The sequence below is a fragment of the Parolsenella sp. LCP21S3_E11 genome, assembly GCF_052118165.1.
Classification (GTDB): domain Bacteria; phylum Actinomycetota; class Coriobacteriia; order Coriobacteriales; family Atopobiaceae; genus Parolsenella.
In genome coordinates this window covers 89,887-108,678 of record NZ_JBQKHS010000005.1, presented here as the reverse complement: position 1 = coordinate 108,678, position 18,792 = coordinate 89,887, and the positions used below count along the sequence as shown (strand labels likewise).

16 protein-coding genes and 1 pseudogene are annotated in these 18,792 nt (G+C 62.5%); 16 read left to right on the top strand and 1 reads right to left on the bottom strand.

Annotated features, from left to right (window positions below; translation table 11 throughout):
* The first annotated feature begins 86 nt into the window (after positions 1–86).
* The 8 genes from ACTQ1Z_RS06195 to ACTQ1Z_RS06160 all read left to right on the top strand — a co-directional run bounded on the left by ACTQ1Z_RS06195 (position 87) and on the right by ACTQ1Z_RS06160 (position 10,103).
* The gene (locus tag ACTQ1Z_RS06195; RefSeq protein WP_441859612.1) at positions 87–752 is read left to right on the top strand and encodes an RlpA-like double-psi beta-barrel domain-containing protein; all 666 of its coding nucleotides are present in this window, start codon (positions 87–89) and stop codon (positions 750–752) included.
* 154 nt (positions 753–906) lie between these two features.
* Complete coding sequence (locus tag ACTQ1Z_RS06190; protein WP_320679321.1) at positions 907–1,503, top strand: cyanophycin synthetase family protein; 597 nt, start codon at positions 907–909, stop codon at positions 1,501–1,503.
* A gap of 78 nt (positions 1,504–1,581) precedes the next feature.
* On the top strand, positions 1,582–2,025 hold the full coding sequence (locus ACTQ1Z_RS06185; RefSeq protein ID WP_441859610.1) for a YtxH domain-containing protein: 444 nt from the start codon (positions 1,582–1,584) through the stop codon (positions 2,023–2,025).
* A 104-nt stretch (positions 2,026–2,129) separates the two neighbouring features.
* Positions 2,130–3,074: a PRC-barrel domain containing protein gene (locus ACTQ1Z_RS06180; protein WP_441859608.1), complete on the top strand. Its 945-nt coding sequence runs from the start codon at positions 2,130–2,132 to the stop codon at positions 3,072–3,074.
* A 35-nt stretch (positions 3,075–3,109) separates the two neighbouring features.
* Positions 3,110–5,023 (top strand): polysaccharide deacetylase family protein, encoded by a 1,914-nt coding sequence (locus ACTQ1Z_RS06175; protein WP_441859606.1) that lies wholly within the window; start codon positions 3,110–3,112, stop codon positions 5,021–5,023.
* Between the two features lie 460 nt (positions 5,024–5,483).
* A complete protein-coding gene (locus tag ACTQ1Z_RS06170; protein ID WP_441859604.1) occupies positions 5,484–7,325 on the top strand; it encodes a magnesium transporter in 1,842 nt (613 codons plus the stop codon).
* A 157-nt stretch (positions 7,326–7,482) separates the two neighbouring features.
* Positions 7,483–8,673: an Nramp family divalent metal transporter gene (locus ACTQ1Z_RS06165; protein WP_320679354.1), complete on the top strand. Its 1,191-nt coding sequence runs from the start codon at positions 7,483–7,485 to the stop codon at positions 8,671–8,673.
* A 941-nt stretch (positions 8,674–9,614) separates the two neighbouring features.
* Positions 9,615–10,103, top strand: coding sequence for a hypothetical protein (locus ACTQ1Z_RS06160; protein WP_441859603.1), 489 nt, complete (start codon positions 9,615–9,617; stop codon positions 10,101–10,103).
* 266 nt (positions 10,104–10,369) lie between these two features.
* On the opposite strand, the gene deoC is transcribed toward ACTQ1Z_RS06160, so the two are convergent.
* The gene (gene deoC / locus ACTQ1Z_RS06155; RefSeq protein WP_441859601.1) at positions 10,370–11,101 is read right to left on the bottom strand and encodes a deoxyribose-phosphate aldolase; all 732 of its coding nucleotides are present in this window, start codon (positions 11,099–11,101) and stop codon (positions 10,370–10,372) included.
* A 283-nt stretch (positions 11,102–11,384) separates the two neighbouring features.
* On the opposite strand from deoC, the gene ACTQ1Z_RS06150 reads away from it, so the two are divergent.
* From ACTQ1Z_RS06150 to agaF, 8 genes and pseudogenes are all read left to right on the top strand, one after another.
* Positions 11,385–12,125 carry a GntR family transcriptional regulator gene (locus ACTQ1Z_RS06150; protein WP_441859599.1) on the top strand — a complete coding sequence of 247 codons (741 nt, stop codon included), beginning with the start codon at positions 11,385–11,387 and terminating at the stop codon, positions 12,123–12,125.
* A 464-nt stretch (positions 12,126–12,589) separates the two neighbouring features.
* The gene (locus ACTQ1Z_RS06145) at positions 12,590–13,489 is read left to right on the top strand and encodes a DMT family transporter (RefSeq protein ID WP_414153555.1); all 900 of its coding nucleotides are present in this window, start codon (positions 12,590–12,592) and stop codon (positions 13,487–13,489) included.
* Between the two features lie 26 nt (positions 13,490–13,515).
* Complete coding sequence (agaB, locus tag ACTQ1Z_RS06140; RefSeq protein WP_320679337.1) at positions 13,516–13,989, top strand: PTS galactosamine transporter subunit IIB; 474 nt, start codon at positions 13,516–13,518, stop codon at positions 13,987–13,989.
* Between the two features lie 61 nt (positions 13,990–14,050).
* A pseudogene (locus ACTQ1Z_RS06135) lies at positions 14,051–14,857 on the top strand (PTS mannose/fructose/sorbose/N-acetylgalactosamine transporter subunit IIC).
* On the top strand, positions 14,844–15,647 hold the full coding sequence (locus tag ACTQ1Z_RS06130; protein ID WP_293814802.1) for a PTS system mannose/fructose/sorbose family transporter subunit IID: 804 nt from the start codon (positions 14,844–14,846) through the stop codon (positions 15,645–15,647). Before ACTQ1Z_RS06135 ends, ACTQ1Z_RS06130 begins: the two are co-directional and overlap by 14 nt.
* A 197-nt stretch (positions 15,648–15,844) precedes the next feature.
* Positions 15,845–16,852 (top strand): SIS domain-containing protein, encoded by a 1,008-nt coding sequence (locus tag ACTQ1Z_RS06125; RefSeq protein ID WP_320679339.1) that lies wholly within the window; start codon positions 15,845–15,847, stop codon positions 16,850–16,852.
* Positions 16,852–18,354 (top strand): PfkB family carbohydrate kinase, encoded by a 1,503-nt coding sequence (locus tag ACTQ1Z_RS06120; protein WP_441859595.1) that lies wholly within the window; start codon positions 16,852–16,854, stop codon positions 18,352–18,354. The genes ACTQ1Z_RS06125 and ACTQ1Z_RS06120 overlap by 1 nt, the downstream gene beginning before the upstream one ends.
* Positions 18,351–18,785 carry a PTS galactosamine/N-acetylgalactosamine transporter subunit IIA gene (gene agaF / locus ACTQ1Z_RS06115; RefSeq protein WP_441859593.1) on the top strand — a complete coding sequence of 145 codons (435 nt, stop codon included), beginning with the start codon at positions 18,351–18,353 and terminating at the stop codon, positions 18,783–18,785. The genes ACTQ1Z_RS06120 and agaF overlap by 4 nt, the downstream gene beginning before the upstream one ends.
* The last annotated feature ends 7 nt before the right edge of the window (positions 18,786–18,792 follow it).

Genomic DNA, 18,792 nt, shown 5'->3' with positions numbered 1-18,792 from the left:
CGGGGTATTGAACACCAAACACGACCACGCCTCGATCATACGCAGGGATGCTGTTCTTTCGAGCTCCCCCGAGGCGGAGGACGCGCTTGGCAAAACGCGTGAATAAGACGAGGCGCTTTAGGGTTGTGCCGCTCACGGTGACGTTGGGCGTCGCAATCATGGTGGCCGTCGTCTTTGCCGTCACTCACGTTGGTCCCGCTCGCGCGGCGATTGGCACTGATGACGTGGCGGCTATCGGAGTCGGCGACCTGTCCTCGACGGCGCAGCTCTCCAGCGATGCCTCGGGCAAGTTCGCTGAGGCGGAGACCCCCGCCACCACTGATCTCACCAGCTCTTCCACTCGTACCGGCTATGTGGTCAAGACCATTGGCCCTTCTGAGGCCGGTTCTGTCTCCGCCGGTGTCGCCATGGACGGTGACAACGTCGTCGTCACCCGCGACGAAGGCTGGCAGCAGGGCACCGCTTCTGCATACACGCTCGCCTGCAACGATGGCTATGACGCCACGGCCTCCGGTACCAAGCTTACCGAGGACAGCATGACCGTCGCCGTCCCCTCCAGCCGCTCCGATCTTCTCGGCCGCACGGTCGAGATCTATTACAACGGTGTGACCGTCACCGCCAAGGTCACCGACACGGGCGGCTTCGCTCCCCTCGGCCGCGATCTTGACCTCGCAGGTGGCGTTTGGCGCGCTTTTGGCGCAACCTCCACGGATAACTGGGGCGTTCGCACCGTCAGCTATCGTTTCCTGTAGGGGAGATGACGCCGGGACTCTTTCTGCCCGCCGAGCCACATAAGAGTCATTAATCCGTGCCATCCGCCTGACGCCGTCGGGCGGATGTCTTTTTATCGGCTACCATTGCAGCATGGGCGCGCCGCAGGGGCGCGACAACGGAGGGAACCAAAGCATGGCTCAGCTCATCGAAATCAAGCGCGTTGCGGTTTCGCCGCAGCACTTCACGGCTCGCGTGCGCATCGCCAACGGTGGCCCGCTCACCACGGACGAGGACCTGATCGGCACCACCCACGTCTATAACCTCCTGCCGGAGATTATCAATCACGCGTGCCTTGGTGACGCGGGAGAGACCTTCAAGGAGGCCATGGGCGCCACCGAGGTCGCCCACCTGCTTGAGCACGTAACCATCGAGCTCATCGCCCGCACCGGCCTCGCCGGCGACATCTCGTGCGGCCGCACCTGGGAGGTCACGGGCGAGCCTCGCACCTATGACGTGCAGCTTTCCTGCCCGGATGACGTCCTCGTTGCCTCCGCTCTTTCGAGTGCGGCGTGGATCTTGCAGTGGGCCTATGCGGGCGCGGTTGACCCCAAGCCTGACGTTGAGGCCATCGTCTCCGGCATTCGTGAGCTCGTGGAGCACGCTGAGGAGATTGCCAGCCGCGAGGCCGCGGAGGATGCTGCCGCCAAGGAGACCGCTGAGCCCGAGGGCGTTGCCGATCAAGAGGGCGATTGTGCTGATACCGCGTCTACCGAGAACGAGGAAGCATAACCGCCTGCGTGGGTATAATCGCCTACAACGACCGAATAGCCGTGCGTCCGCGTATGCGGAGCGCCTAAGGAGGCAACAATGAGCAAGGGTGCAGTTGGATTTGTCCTTGGCAGCGTCTTTGGTGTTGCGGTGGGTGCCGCTGCCGGCATGATGCTGGCTCCGCGCTCCGGAGCTGAGAGCCGCGCCATGGCTGCGGATGCCATGAATGACGCGTGGGATGCTGCCGCTGACGCTTACGAGAAGGGCAGCGACGCCGTCGCCGATCGCCTGAACAACATTCGTCCGTCCGTTGACGCCACGACTGACGAGCTCCGTGCCAAGATCGATCTTGCCCGCGAGCGCATGGATCAGCTCCGCAACACCATCTCTGACAACGTCGCCGTCGCTGCTGACAACGTGACCGCCGCCGTCTCTGACGTCGCCGAGAAGGTTGGTGCCGCCGTTCCTCAGGCTCCTGCCGCCGAGGCCGCGGACGTCCGCGTCGAGGATGCCGCCGAGGATGCTGAGGGCACCGAGGAGTAGGTCTCGGTCATAGAAGTAAGAAGACACGGGGCGCCGGCGGTCAACCGCGGGCGCCCCGTCGCGTGCTTGGGCTCAGGCGCGCCCATAGATAGCCGGGGGTATTGATGGCAAAGCAGATGATGGCCAAGCTCGTGGGCTCACGCGTCTACGTGCGCGGAAAGCAGACCAAGAAGCAGAAGAAGAACGATCAGCCGGCTGATCCCAAAAAGATCGGCAAGGTGCACAACCTCGTCTTCTCCGCGGATAGCCGCGTCGTTGTCGGCGTGATGCTCAAGCGCCCGGACATCGCGGGCATGGTCAAGCAGGATGACCGCTTCATTCCGCTTGATGCGCTCAAGTTCGTTGACGCGGGTGTCATCTGCCGTGGCGAGAAGGGTGATTTCGACAAGGACGCCTGCAAGCGCCTGAGCCTCGACCTCGACCATTGCATCATCTGGGGTGGTGCGGACGTCTACTGCGAGTCCGGAAAGTTCCTCGGTTATGTCATGGATGCCAGCGTCGATGTGGAGACGGGCGAGGTCGATTGCTTCTGCGCCCAGGAAGGCTCCACGGCCTCTTCGCTCGTGGGTACCTTTGACATCCCGGCGGCGTGGGTCGTCCGCTATGACCGCGGGCGCATGATCGTGAAGGATCAGGCTGCGAAAATCGAGCTTTCCGGTGGCCTCGCCGGTAAGGCGGGCGAGGGATATGCGGCCGCCAAGGAGGGTGCGAAGCAGGCTGCTTCCAAGGCCGGAGCCGCCGCTTCGGTCGCCGTCGACAAGGGAAGCCATGGGCTTGGCAGGGTGATTGGCAAGGCCAAGGTTGGCGTTCAACATGCGGTGGAGGACTTCCAGGAGGCTTCCGGTGCGAACGGCTCGGCACAGACCGGCAAGGCTGCGGCGAACACGGCTACAGGAGACGCTTCGGCGGCCGCCGGAAATAGGGTAGCGCAAGCCAAGGCCACGTCCGATAATGGTGCGAAGGCTGCTCGCGTCGTTGGGGAGCAGCTTGGCAAGACCAAGGGCATGTTTTCCGGCTTTCTGCGCGAGTTCAAGGACGCGAGCAAGTAACGGCGTGCCCGCATTCCCGAACGAACGGAAACGACATGTCCTATGACCAGAATCCCTACGGCGACCAGCGCCGCGGCGACGACCGTCGTCGCGCTCGCGACTCGCGCGCCGGTGGTTATGACTCGTATCAGCGCGCCGGTGGTGAAGGCTACCATGGACAGCGCCCTGCCGGTGACTACCGCAGCCAGAGGTCTTCCCCTGATGCCTATGGCAGGACGGGGAGCTACGGGGCTGGCGCCGGCTCTCGTGGCTACGCCAGCGATCCGCGCGCCCCTCGTGGAGATGCGTATGCCCGCGACCGCCGTGCTGGAGGGCGTTCGGCAGGCGCTGCTTCTTCGCGTACGGGCGACTCTTCTCCTAGGCGGGTTGCGTCTCGAGACGGGCGGCCTGCGGCGTCTCGTCAGCCTGGTCGCTATCAGGATGCCCCGCAGCTGGGTGGAGGGGATCGTCGCCGCGCGTCTGGATCGTATGCGCGTCAGGGCGCTGGCAACCGTTATTCCACGCCGGCAGGCGGGCACTCGAGCTCGCGTGGCCGTGGCCAGGCGGGCCGCCGGTCCGCGAACGGCCGCGGCGGCGCACCCAAGATCGGGATGCCCAGGCTTACTACCAGCGCGTTTAGCGCCCATAGCGCCCATGGCCGCGGTGGTATGCCCGCCGGTGGCGGACGTCGCGTTGACTTCGCCGGTGCCCGCCCTGCGATCATCGGCATTGCCTGCGTTGCCATCTTTGCGATCACCGGCATCCTTTTGTGGTCGAATCGCAAGGTCGACATCAAGCTCAACGGCGAGGACTTTAGCGTCCGCGTGAACAGCACGTGCGAGCAGGTCATCTCTGCCGCCGAGCTCTCGCCCAAGGCGGGCAACCTCGTCTCGGTCTCTGGCAAGAACCTGGAGGACGGCGCCGGCTATGCGTTCACGGCGTCCCTCGGGGGCAACGAACTCTCTTCCGAAGACGCCAAGGCGTATCGCGTGACCGGCGGCGACGAGCTTGAGATCACCGACGGCGGGGACCGCATGGAGGACTACGACGTCGAGGTGATGCAGGAGAACCCACAGCTCGAGATGGGCGGTGACGCTTGGGGCAACATCACCTATATCTCCCAGTGGCCGAAGCCCGGTTCGTACGAGATGCGTACCGGTAAGCGCTCGGGTGAGACGGCTCGCGGCGACACTCTCGAGGAGACCCAGAACGCCATCATCACCGTGCACCAGATTGTGCCCGATGACGGCAAGAAGCTCGTCGCCCTCACCTTCGACGATGGTCCTGCGGAGAAATACACCGAGGCCTACCTCGACATTCTTGACAAGTACAACATTCACGCCACGTTCTATAACCTTGGCCAGAACATCGAGGCGTATCCGGATATCGCCAAGAAGGTCATCGACCAGGGCAGCGAGATCCAGAGTCACACCTACCAGCACGCACAACTCACCAAGCTCGATGCCTCGGCGTTGCAGAACGAGTTCTCAAGCGCCTTCCAGGATATTAAGGACAACGCCGGTACCGATACCACGGCGTTCCGTCCGCCTTATGGCGACTTCAACGAGAATGCCTGGCTCAACTCGGGTGGTCTCGCCAGTGTGAGCGTGCTGTGGAACCAGGACTCGCTTGACTGGAAGCGTCCCGGCGCGGATGCGATCGTCCAGAACTCCCTCAAGGGCATTACCTCGGGAAGCATCATCCTCATGCATGATGGCGGCGGCAACCGCGACCAGGATGTTGAGGCGCTCCCGACCATCATCGAGACCCTCCAGGGGGAGGGATATGAGTTCGTTACTGTGACGGAGCTCATGAAGAGCGACAGCTCCATTCCCGAGGACATCGCGTCCGGTAACGCGACGATGCCGGAGGGCTGCGTCTGGCCCACGGAGATCAAGGGCGATGACGACAATGCGACGGCTGCCGCCACCACCGCGGCGGCAAGCGGAGACGGCTCAGGCGAGGACTAAGAGCTGTCGGTGCTCGGGCGGCTTGGGCGCGTGCCGGGCGGATGCGACGGCTTGCGAGCGGAGCCGCCTGCGGGCGTGCCTGACCGGGAACGAGCCGCTTGCGGGCGTGCCCGCTTGGGAGCGAGTCGCTCACGGGTGTGCCTGGCCGCAGCTTTTTTGGGCAAGGTAGTTGCCCCTTACCCTCGGCTGACGTTTTGCGTGTACAATTGGCGGCGCCAGGGCCTCGATGGTCCGGCGCCGCCGGCTTAGTTTCGGCGGTGGTGCGGCATGTTCGCCGCGCCCCTATCCAAAGAGAAGGGTCATTGATGAAACCTCGACCTGTGAGTCGATGACCCCGTGTGACGTGCTTCAAACGGACGCGCCGCATGGGGTGTCCGAGCCTCGGCGCCGTCGCCTGAGAGCGTCTCGCGCGGGTGGCTAAGGTTGCGATCGCTTTGATCGCAAGCGCGAAGGAGCACGAATGATTTATCTGTCCCAGCTTCTGGGAAATCCAGTTCTTGACGCCAACGGCGAGAAGATCGGCGTCGTCAACGACCTCGGCATCGCCACGCGCGAGGTCTTCCCCCGCGTTACCTCGCTCGCATTCCGCGGCCCCGGCAAGACGCCGTTCATGATTTCGTGGCGCAAGTACGTCGACTCCTTTGATGATGGCGAGGTTAGGCTCGCGGTTCCCGCGACGGATATCCGCTTCTCCTACCTGCAGCCGGACGAGGTCCTCATCGCGCGCGACCTCCTCAACAAACAGATCGTCGACACGCGCGGCATGCGCGTCGTCCGCGTGAACGACCTCAAGCTCTCCGACACGAGCCAGAGCCAGCTGCGCCTCCTTGGTGCCGAGGTGGGCGCTCGTGGCATCCTCCGCGCGCTGTCTCCCGCCCTCGAGCGCCTGGCCGTTCGCGCTGCCCACGCTTTCGGTGATGAGATTCCCGAGAAGATCATCGCGTGGAACTACATGGACCTCATCGATCGCGACCTTTCGAGTGTGAAGCTCTCTGTCTCGCACCAGACGCTCGATGACCTGCACCCCGCTGACGTCGCGGACATCATCGAACAGCTCGACCCGCGTCTGCGTGGTCAGGTCTTCGCCCAGCTGGATGACGCCCAGGCCGCCGAGGCAATCGCGGAGCTCGATGACGACGAGATGGCCGCGAGGATCATGGACAACATGGAAGACGCCGACGCGTCGCGCATGCTGTCCGAGATGGACCCAGACGACGCCGCCGAGCTCGTGGGAGAGCTCGACTATGAGCGTGCCGAGAAGCTCCTGCGCCTCATGGGCATCAAGGAGCAGCGCGCTATTCGACAGCTGCTGGGCTATAAGGACGACACCGCGGGTCGAATCATGACCTCGGAGTTCGTTGCCTTGCCGCGCGACACCACCGTCGCCGAGGTCGTCGACCGCATGCGTGCACTCCCGGAGGACTTCGAGCCCGTCAACTACATCTACGTGACCGATGACGAGGAAAAGCTCGCCGGGGTCGTCCCCGTGCGCCGTCTGTTCGTCTCGCAGCCCGAGGACACCATTGGCAAACTTGCCAGTGACGACGCGGTTCTCACCGCCAGGCCGGATGACGATCAGGAGGACGTCGCCGAGAACATCGCCAAGTACAACCTGCTTGCTATGCCCGTCGTCGATGAGAACAGCGGCAAGATTCTCGGTATCGTCACGGTCGATGACGCGCTCGACGTTCTCGAGGAAGAGCACGAGGAGGACCTGCGCATTGCGGGCGGCTCGACCAACACCTCTGATTCCGGCGAGAGTTCGGGCGAGTTCCTGCGCTTCCTCCGCAACCAGATGTGGTTCTTCTTCTGGACGATTGCCGGTCTTGCGCTCGCGCTTCTTCTCGGCCCGGAGATTGGCATTGCCATCTCTGTGGGTGCGCCCGTCGCGCTCGTTGCGGCTAGCGAGATGATTCGCTACGTGACCGGCTTCTTCATCGAATATGACGAGGATGACGAGGACGCGCCGTCCATCGGCGGCTTTGCCGTCAAGGGTCTCGCGATCGGTGTGGTTTGGGCCGCCATTGTTCTTCTCGTCGTCGTGGGCGTGAACGGCGTTCTCTCGACCGCGAGCGAGGGCCTTGGTGCCGTTGTGTTTGAGCTGCTTCGCGGCTTCGAGGCGGCTGCGGTCGTGATTGTACTGAGTTTCGCCACGGCGCCCGCGTACCTCAAGATCCTCCGTCAGCGTGATGCCAATGGTGCGGATACGAGTGGCCTGGCTCTCCAGATCGCCGCTTTAGCGATCGCCCTAGTCGTGTTCGTTGTGGTGGCCTTCCTGCTGACCACGCCAATCGTGGGATAGCGAACATGGCGAACCAACGTGACTGCATAGGGGGAGATGCCGCGTGAGGTCCTTCAAAGCGTGGCGTAACCTTCGAGGTGTCCGAGCCGTGGGCGCCGACACCTCCACCATCTCGCCCATCCGCAAGCCGCTTAAGGCGGCGCTCGTTCTCGGCGCGATGGGACCGGGTCTCTTGACCGCCCTCGCCGGCATGGACGCCGGCGGCGTGGCGACCTTCTCAAACGCCGGCGCCGTCTTTGGCTATGAGCAGCTGTGGAGTATCCCGGTGATGTGCTTCCTGCTCATCGTCGTGCAGGAGACCGCCGCGCGCATGGGCTGCGTCACGGGCAAGGGCTTTGCGGCGCTCATTCGCGAGCAGTATGGCGTGCGCCTTTCTGCGTTCGCGATGCTTGCCCTTATCGTCTCCAACACGGCCGTTACGCTGTCTGAGTTCGCGGGCATTGCCTCCGGTATGCAGCTGTTTGGCGTTCCGCCCATCGTGAGCGTGCCCATTGCCGCCATCGCAGTGTGGCTTTTGGGCATGAGCGGGTCCTACAAGCGCATTGAGAAGATCCTCCTCGCTATTGGCTGCGTGTTCGTGACGTACGTCGCGGCGAGCTTCATGGTGGGGCCGGATTGGGGCGTGGTGCTCCAATCCACGTTCCTGCCGCAGGTCAACGTGACGCCCGCATACGTGAGCCTGCTGGTGGCAAACATCGGTACCACTATTTCGCCGTATATGATCTTTATGGGCCAAGGTAACGTCGTGGAGAAGAACTGCGACGCCGACGACCTTCCCTATCAGCGTATCGACACCGTGAGCGGTGCCGTGGTGGCGCAGCTCATCGCCTTCTTCATCGTGGTCTGCACGGGTAGCGTGCTGCACCCGGCGGGAATCGAGGTCAACTCGGCCGAGGCCGCTGCCCGCGCGCTGGCGCCGCTTGCCGGCCCGTATGCCGAGGTCCTGTTTGGCGTGGGCCTCGTGGGCGCGAGCTTCCTTGCCGCGTGCGTGCTGCCGGGCATCACCTCGAGCGCCGTGTGCGAGGCCTTTGGCTGGGAGCGCGGTCAGGACAAGAGCTGGGCCGAGGCCCCGGCGTATCGCGGCATGGTCACGGCGATTACGCTGCTCTCCGCGCTTGTCGTCGTCATGCCCAACGTGGACCTCTTCGGCATCATGATGGTCGCGCAGGTCATCAACGGCGTACTGCTGCCGGTCCTTCTCGTCTTCATGGTGCGCATTGCCGATGACCGTCACGTCATGGGTGCCTACGCCAACAGCCGTCTCTGGACCACGCTGACCTGGTTCATCGTGGTCGTCGTCGCAATCCTCACCGTCGTGATGTTCGTGCTGCAAGCCATGGGCTACTAGCGGCGCTTTCGCAGCCGAGCCGCCGCGCTGTCGGGCCGCCAACGGCGCCGCTGCGCTGCGCCGACTCCCGCGCGGCCGTCCCTCTCGTTCTTTCGCCGAGACATGCACTTTTTCGAGATGTGGGGCCGATTCGCCCTCAATAACTCGAATACTTGCATGTCTCGAGGGGCTTCTCGTTTGCTAGCGTGCAGTCAGGCGGACACTAATGAATCTCGCTGGTGCGGCCGGCCAGTTTTAACATCGTACACCCTAACGTTGTCGCAGCTTATCGTGGTGCCCGCCCTCTTGTTTGAATTCGTTTGGCATATAATCGCCAAAACGTGTTGGGTTGCTGTCTGATTCGCGTTTGAACGCGCGGGTCTTTTTTCGCTTTCTCGAGCTTGTCGTGATTCTTCCATCCATGCTCTTGCCCATACGATGCGGAGGGGGCGTTCATGGGGAGTAGCACTCGGGAAAAGCGGCGTGTCAGCGAAAGGCTCAACGGCTTGTTTGAGCTTGCGGAGCGAGACGGGCGTTGCCTCGCCGGGGATGCTCCGTGGCTCGCCTCGGCTCTTGGCGTGAGGACCAAGAACGGCGGCGTTATTCGGGTGCGGCGAGGCCTCTATGCCCGCACGTCTTACTGGGCGGACTTGAGCCCGATCGAAAGGCACCTTCATGTCGCGCGTGCGCTCGCGCGCGAGCATCCGGATTGGGTTTTCTGCAGGATGACGGCTGCTATGGCGTTGGGTCTATCCATGACGTACGCGCGCCATGATTTCGAAGGGCTGCCAATCGAGATCGCGGCGCCTTCGGAGGCGCATTGTGGCGAGCGAAATGGCATCCGTATGTTGCCTCGTTTGGGTTCCGATACCGTCTGGCGAGCTTCGGGCCTGCTTGTTGCTTCGCCAGTGCAAACGGTATTCGACTGCGTCCGCTGCTTGCCATTTGACGAGTCGCTGGCGATGGCGGACTCGGCACTCCACATGAAGCTGATGGAGGGGAGCGAGTCCGCGAGGCTTGTTGTTGGCGCCGGTCGATCGAGGGGAATCAGAAACGCTCGTCGCGTCCTCGAGTGTATGGACGGCCGCGCGGAGAGTGGCGGGGAGTCTATGGTTCGTGCGCGCATGATTGAGCTTGGCTACAAGGAGCCAGAGCTACAGGTTGAGTTTCCCAATCCGCTTGAGCCCGGGCACACGTATCGCGCCGACATGCTAATTCGATGCGGCGAGAGGTTGGTCGTTGTTGAGCTCGATGGCAAGTGCAAGTACGAGGACCCCGAGATGCTTGTCGGAAGGACTCCACTCAGAGTCCTGCTCGACGAGCGCCAGCGCGAAGCGCTGCTCACGTCGCACGGAGTCGAGGTGATGCGCCTGCGCTACGAGGACGTGATGGACGAGGGGCGTTTCAAGAGGCTGATGGATGCGTATCGGATTCCGCGAGTGGCACGTTGAAAGCGCGTTGCGGCGAAGGTGGTTGGCGAGACACGCACTTCCTCGAGATGTCGAAGCCGAATCGGCGCTATAGCTCGAGAAAGTGTATGTCTCGGCGCGTGTGGGCGGGCCCGGGCGGACGCGAGGTGTCGGTCGCGGGCCACCCGGGCGGGCGGGTCGGTGCAGGCTGCAAGCGGCAGGAGGCGGGCAGGTGCGGGTCGCGCGCGACGAACAGGTCGCAGGCTGCGGCCCGCGTGCGGCGGCAGCCTGGCGCGACCCGCAACGCGCTAGATCTCGAGGTAGTCGAGGCCTTCGGCGGCGAATCGCTGGCGGAGTTCGTCCATGATAGCTACGCTGGCGCGAGCGCCGATGCGCTCGGCTCCGGCGGCGACCATGGCGAGCATCGTCTCGGCATCGCGGATCTTGCCGGCGGCCTTTACCTTGACGTTGGGACCGACATTCTCGCGCATGAGGCGCACGTCATCGACGGTGGCGCCGCCCGTCGAGAAGCCGGTGCTGGTCTTGACGAACGTGGGCTCGACCTCGCGCGCGATCTCGCAGAGCTTGAGCTTCTCGTCGTGCGTGAGCAGGCAGTTCTCGAAGATGACCTTCGAGGGGACGAGGACGCCGCGGCGCTCGGTCTCCTCGCGGCAGACGTCGACGATCGAGCGCATCTCCTCGGTCACGTAGGCCCAGTTGCCCTCCTTGACTTCGGTGAGGTTAACCACGTAGTCGATCTCGTCTGCGCCGGCGGCGAGGGCATCTTTGGTCTCGAAGGTCTTGCAGGCAATGGAGGTCTGGCCAAGAGGGAAGCCAATCGCGGCGCCAACGTGGATGTCGGTTCCCTCGAGCATGGCGTGGCAGCGAGCGCTCTGGCCAGAGTTGATGGCAACCATGCAGAAGTGATTCTCGAGCGCCTCGTCGCAGAGCTTGCGCATGTCGGCGTCGGTGGCGTCCGGCTGGAGGTTCGTGTGGTCGAAGAGGCGGGCGAAGTCATCGAGCGTATAGCGTTTGGTCATGGAGCACTCCTATCGACGAAGAGACACGTGAATACAGCCACCTTATAACGTTACAATACGTATTAAAGCCGGCACGTCGCTTCTTCTCGGCGAGCGGTGCGAGACTAGCGATGTTATTGTCCGAAAAGTGTTCTAGCTGGTTAGGCGTTACTATAAAAGGACAGATGCATGCCGCTGGACAAGCGTCTCGTTGGGGGCGTGGCGGTGCCCCGGCGGCGTGTCGAACACTTCATTGTTGCGTGGGCGGCACGACAATCAAACGGAACCGGGAGGTACGGGACGTATGGCAAAGCAAGTGATGACATCGTCGCTTATGCCCTTGTACCTGCAGGTTGTTGGTAATATCAAGTACGCTATCGATTCCGGCAAGTATAAGGTCGGCGACAAGATTCCCACCGAGGCCGAGCTGGGCGAGCAGTACGGCGTGAGCCGCATCACCGTTCGTCGTGCCGTGAGCGAGCTCGTTGAGGCTGGATACCTCGTGAAGCAGCAGGGGCGCGGAACGTTCGTCAAGAGCTCGCGCGATCTCATGATGGTGCAGCACAGGACGGACCTCGAGGTCCAGAGCTTTAGCGAGGCTTGTCGCAACAGTGGCTACACTCCCGGATCAATCGAGACAGAGCACTGCGTTCGCGAGGCAGCTCCGGATGAGTGCGCGTTCCTCGGCCTTTCCGAGGGCGACGAGGTTATCTCTTTCACGCGAGTCTGTCTTGCAGACTCGACGCCCATCATGATCGAGACGAACGTGTTTCCGAGGGCGGGGTTCGAGTTCCTCGTAGATGCGAAGCTCGGTGGCATTTCGCTTTACAAGTTGATTGAGGAGAAGGCCGGCAAAGTTCCCCACATGGTGGGCGAGTGTCGAATCAGTTCCACTCGTGCCGACGTCGCGCTCGCGGATGTGCTGAGCGTATCCGTCGGCGAGCCGCTCTTCGTGTTCACGGCGCAATACAACGATCAGGACGAGAAGCCTCTCTACATGGGCGTTCAGCGCGTCGTGGGGTCCCGTTACACCTTCGCGTTCTAGCGACTCCGCGCCTCGTGTTTCAGCGACGGCGCGTTTTGCGTTCTGGCGACGGCGCGTCGTGGGCTCTCGCTGCACCTTCGCGTTTTAGCGGCGGTGTATCGTGTGACCCCGCCACACCTTCGCACTCAAAACTCGCGATCTAGCAGCGAGCTTGAAAGCCGCGCAGAGGCCCTGGGCATCGCGACGTCCAGGGCTTTTCTCCACCCAGCGTTATCGATAACGAATATAACGATATATAACGTTTGCCGGAAGTCTTATACCGTTCGCCCCGTTCAGCTGGTCACATGGCTCCGCGGTGTCTATGGTGAATCTGTCGTTATAACGATATATGACGTTTTGCAAATGGAAATAGTCGCATGCAATAGTTGGAAACAAATCGAGACGACACTCAAGACGATTCGAGACGCGCTTGGATAACGCGTAAAGCGATGAAGGACGCGGACAGACGCGGGGGCGAGGTGAAGATGGCGAACTTGACGGCAGAAGACAGGACGGGTGGCTACGCCGATCTCTTCCTTACGGCGCTGTGCTGGAGCTTCGTCGGACTCTTCACGAGGTCTAACGCGTGCTCCGCATGGCTTACTTCTGCCGTGGCCTCGCTGTCCGGGCTGCTCTTTCTTCTCGTCGTCGTGCGTCCCACTCTCAGGTTCACCAAGCGCGCTGTGCTCGTTGGCCTTGCGAACTGCGTGATGAGCGTAACGTTTGTGTTCGCAAACAAGCTCACTTCCGTGGGCAATGCGATTGTCCTGCAGTACAGCTCGATGATCTTCGTCATCATCTACGAGTCGATCGAGCGCCGTCACTTCCCCCGCGCTTCGAAGATCGGCGTTGTGCTGATGGCGTTTGCCGGCATGCTGCTGTTCTTCTTTGATGAGCTTACGGCCGAGGGAATGTTGGGCAATCTCCTTTCAATCGTCTCGGGCGCGTTCTTTGGCCTTGCGTTCTTCATGAACGCCAAGCCGGGCGCCCTTCCTATGCCCTCTTCGCTCGTGGGGTTTGCCGTGGCCTCGCTCGGCTTCCTTGTCGTCGCGCCCGAGGTTCCAACCGTCTCTCCTATGAACTGGGCACTCATGCTTGGCCAGGGCATCGTGTGCTCTGGAATCTCGAGCATCTTCTACGCCCGCGGCATTCGCCGTGTTCCTGCGTTCAGTGCGAACATGATCTGCATGAGCGAGGTCATCCTCGCGCCGACCTGGGCATTTCTCGCCTTTGGCGAATCCTTCGGGCGCTTCGCTTTCATAGGCGCCATGATGATCGTAGCAAGCATCGTCATCAACCTCGTTCTCGATAGTCGTGTGACGTGCAGGGACGAGGGTCCCGCTGGGCATATATTGTCCTGTGAGGGGTGCGAAAGCACCCGGTGAACTAACCAGGGAGAACGGAGAGCATCATGGCAGAAGCAGGAATCGTTTGGACGCGCATCGATAACCGTCTCGTCCACGGCCAGGTGGGAAACGCCTGGGTGGGCGCCACCGGCGCTAATCTCGTTATTGTTGCTGATGACGCGGCGGCCGAGGACAAGGTCCAGCAGCAGCTCATGAAGATGACGGCGGAGTCCGCAGGCTGCGACATCAAGTTCTTCACGCTCGATCACACCATTGACGTCTTCTCTCGTAAGACCCCGAAGAAGTTGATCCTGCTCGTGGTCCATGATCCCGCGGCCGTTCGCAAGCTCGTCGAGGGTGGCGTGCCCATCAAGAGCGTGAACGTTGGCAACATGCACGCTGACGGCAAGAAGACCGTCTACCACGAGTCTCACGTCTATGTGGACGATCAGGACCTCGCCGATTTCGACGCCATCAAGGCGGCTGGCGTTGACCTCTTCATCCAGATTCTCCCCACCGACCGCAAGACCGAGATTTAGGAGGCGATGCCTGCGTAGCTAGACGATTGCACGTGTCTGTTTGGAAGAAAGGAAGGAAAGCATGGAGATTACCCTTGTACAAGGCCTGCTTCTCGCGCTCGTCGCATTTATCTGTGCGCTAGACCAGGTCTTCGAGGCGTTCTATTGGTTCCGTCCGCTGGTCGTGTCGTTCTTTGCCGGCATCATGCTGGGAGACATGCAGCTAGGCATCGCCTGCGGTGCCGTGGCTGAGCTGAGCTATCTCGGCCTGCTCACCGTCGGCGGAACCGTCCCGCCCGACCCGCTGATGGCCGGCCTGATGACCGTGGTCATCGCCTAGACCACCGGCCAGTCTGCTGAGGCGGCCCTCGGCCTGTCCCTGCCGTTCGCCCTCCTCGCGCAGTGGCTCGGCATCTTCTTCAACACCGTGTACGTCTCCGTCGCCCACAAGTGCGACGCCTGCGCCGCGGCTGGCGACGCGAAGGCCTTCAACCGCACCGTCTGGGGCGCCCTCATCCTGAAGGCTGGCGCCGTGGCGCTGCTCGCGTTCCTCTGCTCCTTCGCCCTCCAGGCTCCGCTTCAGGCCTTCGTCAACACCTTCCCCGTCTGGCTCGTCCACGGCTTTGAGGTTGCTGGCGGCATCCTGCCCGCGGTCGGCCTTGGCCTCCTGCTCATGGTAATGCTCAAGAGCAGCAACATCGCCTACCTGTTCCTCGGCTTCATCATGGCCACGTTCATGAACCTCCCGAACGTCCTGCCCATCGCCATTGCCGCGGTGTGCCTTGCTTACATCAACTTCGTGCATGAGAAGAAGGGTGACGACGCTATTGCCCTCGCCACCTCCTCGCACAGCGACACCGATGGGAGCGACGACGATGACGACATCTAACGAGACCACCGAGCGCAAGCTCACCCGCAACGATCTTTACAAGCTCGGCATCCGCTCCATCGCGATGCAGTCTGGCTTCAGCTTCGAGCGCATGCAGGCCCCTGGCTTCACCATGTCGATGATGCCCACCTTCGAGAAGCTCTACGGCGACTCCAAGGAGGATATGGTCGAGTTCATGACCTACAACATGGAGTTCATGAACACCGAGATGCACATGGGCACCTTCCTCATGGGCCTCATCCTCTCCATGGAGGAGAAGCACGAGGACCGCAAGCTCATCGCCGGCATCCGTAACGGCCTGTTTGGGCCGCTCGCCGGCCTGGGCGACGCCATCTTCTGGTTCACCCTCCTGCCGATCTCTGCCGCCATCTGCTGCTCCCTCGCCCAGAACGGCTCCCCGCTCGGCCCAATCCTCTACATGCTCATCTGGGGCTTCTCGGCCATTTCCCGCATCTGGTTCGCTGAGCTCGGCTACAACCTCGGCTCGAAGTTCATCGACAAGATCAGCGAGAACACCAAGTACGTCACCGAGGCTGCTGGCATTCTCGGCACGATGGTCGTGGGCGGCCTGATCCCGTCCTACGTCTCTCTCGCCTTCAGCGAGGAGCTCGTCTTCGGCATCGGCGGCACCACGGTGCAGAGCGTCTTCGATGGCGTGCTGCCCAACATGCTCCCGCTCGCCCTGGTCTTCTTCATCTACTGGCTCTTCAAGAAGAAGGTCAACGTCATCGCGATCATTCTCGGAATCATCGCGTTCGGCATCCTTATGTCGTTCCTGGGCTGGATGTAGTCCGGTCTAGCAACACCCTGGTTAGGGGAGGGACCTTCGGGTCCCTCCCTGTGGGGTCCTTCCTGCGACGCCCCGTCTCGGGCGAGCCGTCGCAGGGCGGACCGATGGGGCATCGGCCTTGCTCGTGCGGGCGCATCCGGAAGCGCTCGCGTGCACCCTTCTGCAAATACGTTAACTACCTTGGAGGTTAAAGGTCCATGGCAGAAATGGTCACATTCAACGAGGAGACGATCCTTGCCCAGGGCGAGGCGATCTATAGCCGCCGCGCCGAGATCGAGGCGATGGCGGATGCCGTCACCGAGAAGGGCTTCTCCGGCATTCTCATTTCCTCCTCCGGCGGCTCACAGGCCATGCTCGCTCCGTTCTCCGCGATGATTGACGAGCTGAGCGACATCCCCTGGCGCTCCGTCCTCTCCGCCGAGCTTGTGCTCACCGGCTGCAACATGGTGGACGAGAAGACCCTCGTTCTCATGACCAGCAAGTCCGGCGACACCGCCGAGACCCTCGCCGCCGCCCGTTGGCTCAAGGAGCGCGGCTGCACGATCTTCTCCGTCATCGGCAAGGCGGACTCTCCGCTCGAGGAGGTCTCTGACTTCAGCTTCGTCTACGGCGATGGTCGTCCGCAGGAACTCATCGTCTACCTGTTCCTGGGCCGCCTGCTTCACAACGCCGGCTGCTTCGACGCCTATTCCACCTTTGCCGACGAGCTCGCCAACCTCGTTCCGGGTCTCGTCTCCGTGCGCAAGCAGTTCGATGCCCGAGCTCGCGCTTACTGCGAGCGCTATCACGACGCGCCTTATCACATCTGGGTCTCCTCTGGTGACATCTGGCCCACCTGCTACGCCTATGCCATGTGCGTGCTCGAGGAGAGCCAGTGGATTCGCACCAAGAGCGTCTCGAGCCCCGAGTTCTTCCATGGCACACTCGAGCTCCTCGAGAAGGACGTGCCCCTCACACTGCTCGTGGGCGAAGGTTCCACGCGCGCCCTGGATCTTCGCGTGAAGGATTTCGCCGAGAAGGTCACCGATGAGCTCACCGTCATCGACGCCGCCGAGTTTGACATGCCCGGTATTTCCGCCGAGACCCGCCACTGGCTTGGCCCCGTCGTGATGAACGCCGCCCTCCAGCGCATCTCCAAGAACATGGAGGACGTTACCGGCCACTCGCTCGACATCCGTCGCTACTACCGCAAGCTGGAGTACTAATGAAGGTCCTCGGCCTGGGAGACAACGTCTTCGACTCCTACGACAACCTCGGCATCGCCTATCCCGGCGGCAACGCCGTGAACGTTGCCGTGAGTGCGTCGCGCCTCGGGCACGAGGCCAGCTACCTTGGCCGTGTGGCGGATGACCTCTGGGGAGAGCGCCTGCTCGGCACGCTCAAGGCAGAGCGCGTGGACGCGAGCGCCTGCGAGATCGTCCCCGGCGGTACGACCAAGGTCTGCCATCAGGACCGCATTGATGGCGAGCGCCACTTCAAAGGCGTTGAGCTGGGGGAGGCCTGGCCGGGAGCTCCCGTGCCGAGCGGCCCTGCCGTTGAGTACGCCTGCGGGTTCGACGCTATCCTCACGAGCTGTAACGCGAAGGTCGACGATTGGCTGCCCCTGCTCGACGGGCGTCAGGGCGTCCTTTCCTATGACTTTGGCGAGAAGGACAAGTACCGTACGCCTGAGAACCTCGCCAAGATAGCCCCCCATATCGATTTGGCGCAGTTCTCGATGAGCGGCACCGACCAGGCGGTCATTGACGAGTTTCTTGCCAGCTGGCAGTTTGATTGCCCCGTGCTTGTTACAAGGGGTAGCCTGCCGCCGCTTCTCTCTTGGGACGGAGGGCGGGTCCATGGGGTCGCTGCTGCGGGCGACGCCGTGGACACGATGGGCGCGGGCGACTCGTTCGTGACGGCGCTCGTGACCTCCCTCGTCGAGAGGGGCTGGCGTCGAGGCGCGGCCCTGCCTGAGACGAGCCGGCTTGAGGACGCGCTTGCCGCCGCCGCGCACGCCGCGAGGATGTGCCAGGTCGAAGGTGCCTTTGGCCATGCCGCGCGCGATGGCGAGGTTCGTGCCGTCGTCTTTGACATGGATGGTGTGATCATCGAGTCCGAGCCGCTTTACCTCGCAATCATCGATGACTTCCTTACGAGCCGTGGTGCTACCAAGCTCACCGAGGAAGACCGCAACGCGATGTACGGCTGCACGACCCAGATTCAGAACATGACCATCGCCAAGCACCTCGACGAGACTGCGGAAGAGATTGCGCCTGCCGTCACGGCGTATTTCGCTGCACGCCCTATTGACTATCGCGAAGCTCTCATTCCCGGTATCCGCGAGCTTCTCGCGTGGCTGCATGAGGAGGGTATCGCCGTTGGCCTTGCCTCCTCAAGCTCCATGCCGGAGATTCGCCAGATGCTCGACGAGTGCGAGCTTGGGCATGCATTTAACGCTGTCGTCACGGGCGATGACTTCGAGGAGTCCAAACCCAACCCAGAGATCTACCTCCACACGTTTGGCGAGCTTGACTGCCAGCCGGGCGAGGCGGTTGTCGTGGAGGATTCCGAATATGGCATCACCGCCGGTAGGCGAGCGGGCGCTGAGGTGGTTGCCCTTTGCAAGACGCATGGCAACATCAGCGACCGCGACGCTACGCTGGCATTCGATACGCACCAGGAAATTCTCGAGTATCTCAAGAGAAGGATTGGAGAGTCCAAATGATCGGTTTGATCGTCACGGGCCACGGCCATTTCGCGACCGGCCTCAAGAGCGCGCTTGCCCTTCTCGGCGGCGAGCCGAGCGACTTCGTCGCCGTCGATTTCCCCGACGGCGACACCACTGAGGACCTCGCTGCGAAGCTAACGGCGGCGCTCGATGAGCTTGCCGGCTGCGAAGGCGTTCTCGTCTGCTGCGACCTTCTCGGCGGGTCGCCCTTCAAGGCCGCCGTGGTGCTTGCGCAGGGTCGCGACGACGTCCGTGTCATCGCTGGTACCAACCTGCCGCTTCTTGTCGAGACGCATCTCACGCGCGCCGGCTTTGACTCCGTCGATGCCCTTGCGGACGCTGCGATTGCCTCCGGCCACGCCTCGCTCGTGAAGTTCGAGATGCCCGCGGGCGCCAACGACGATGACGACGAGGATGACGACATCTAAGTAGCGC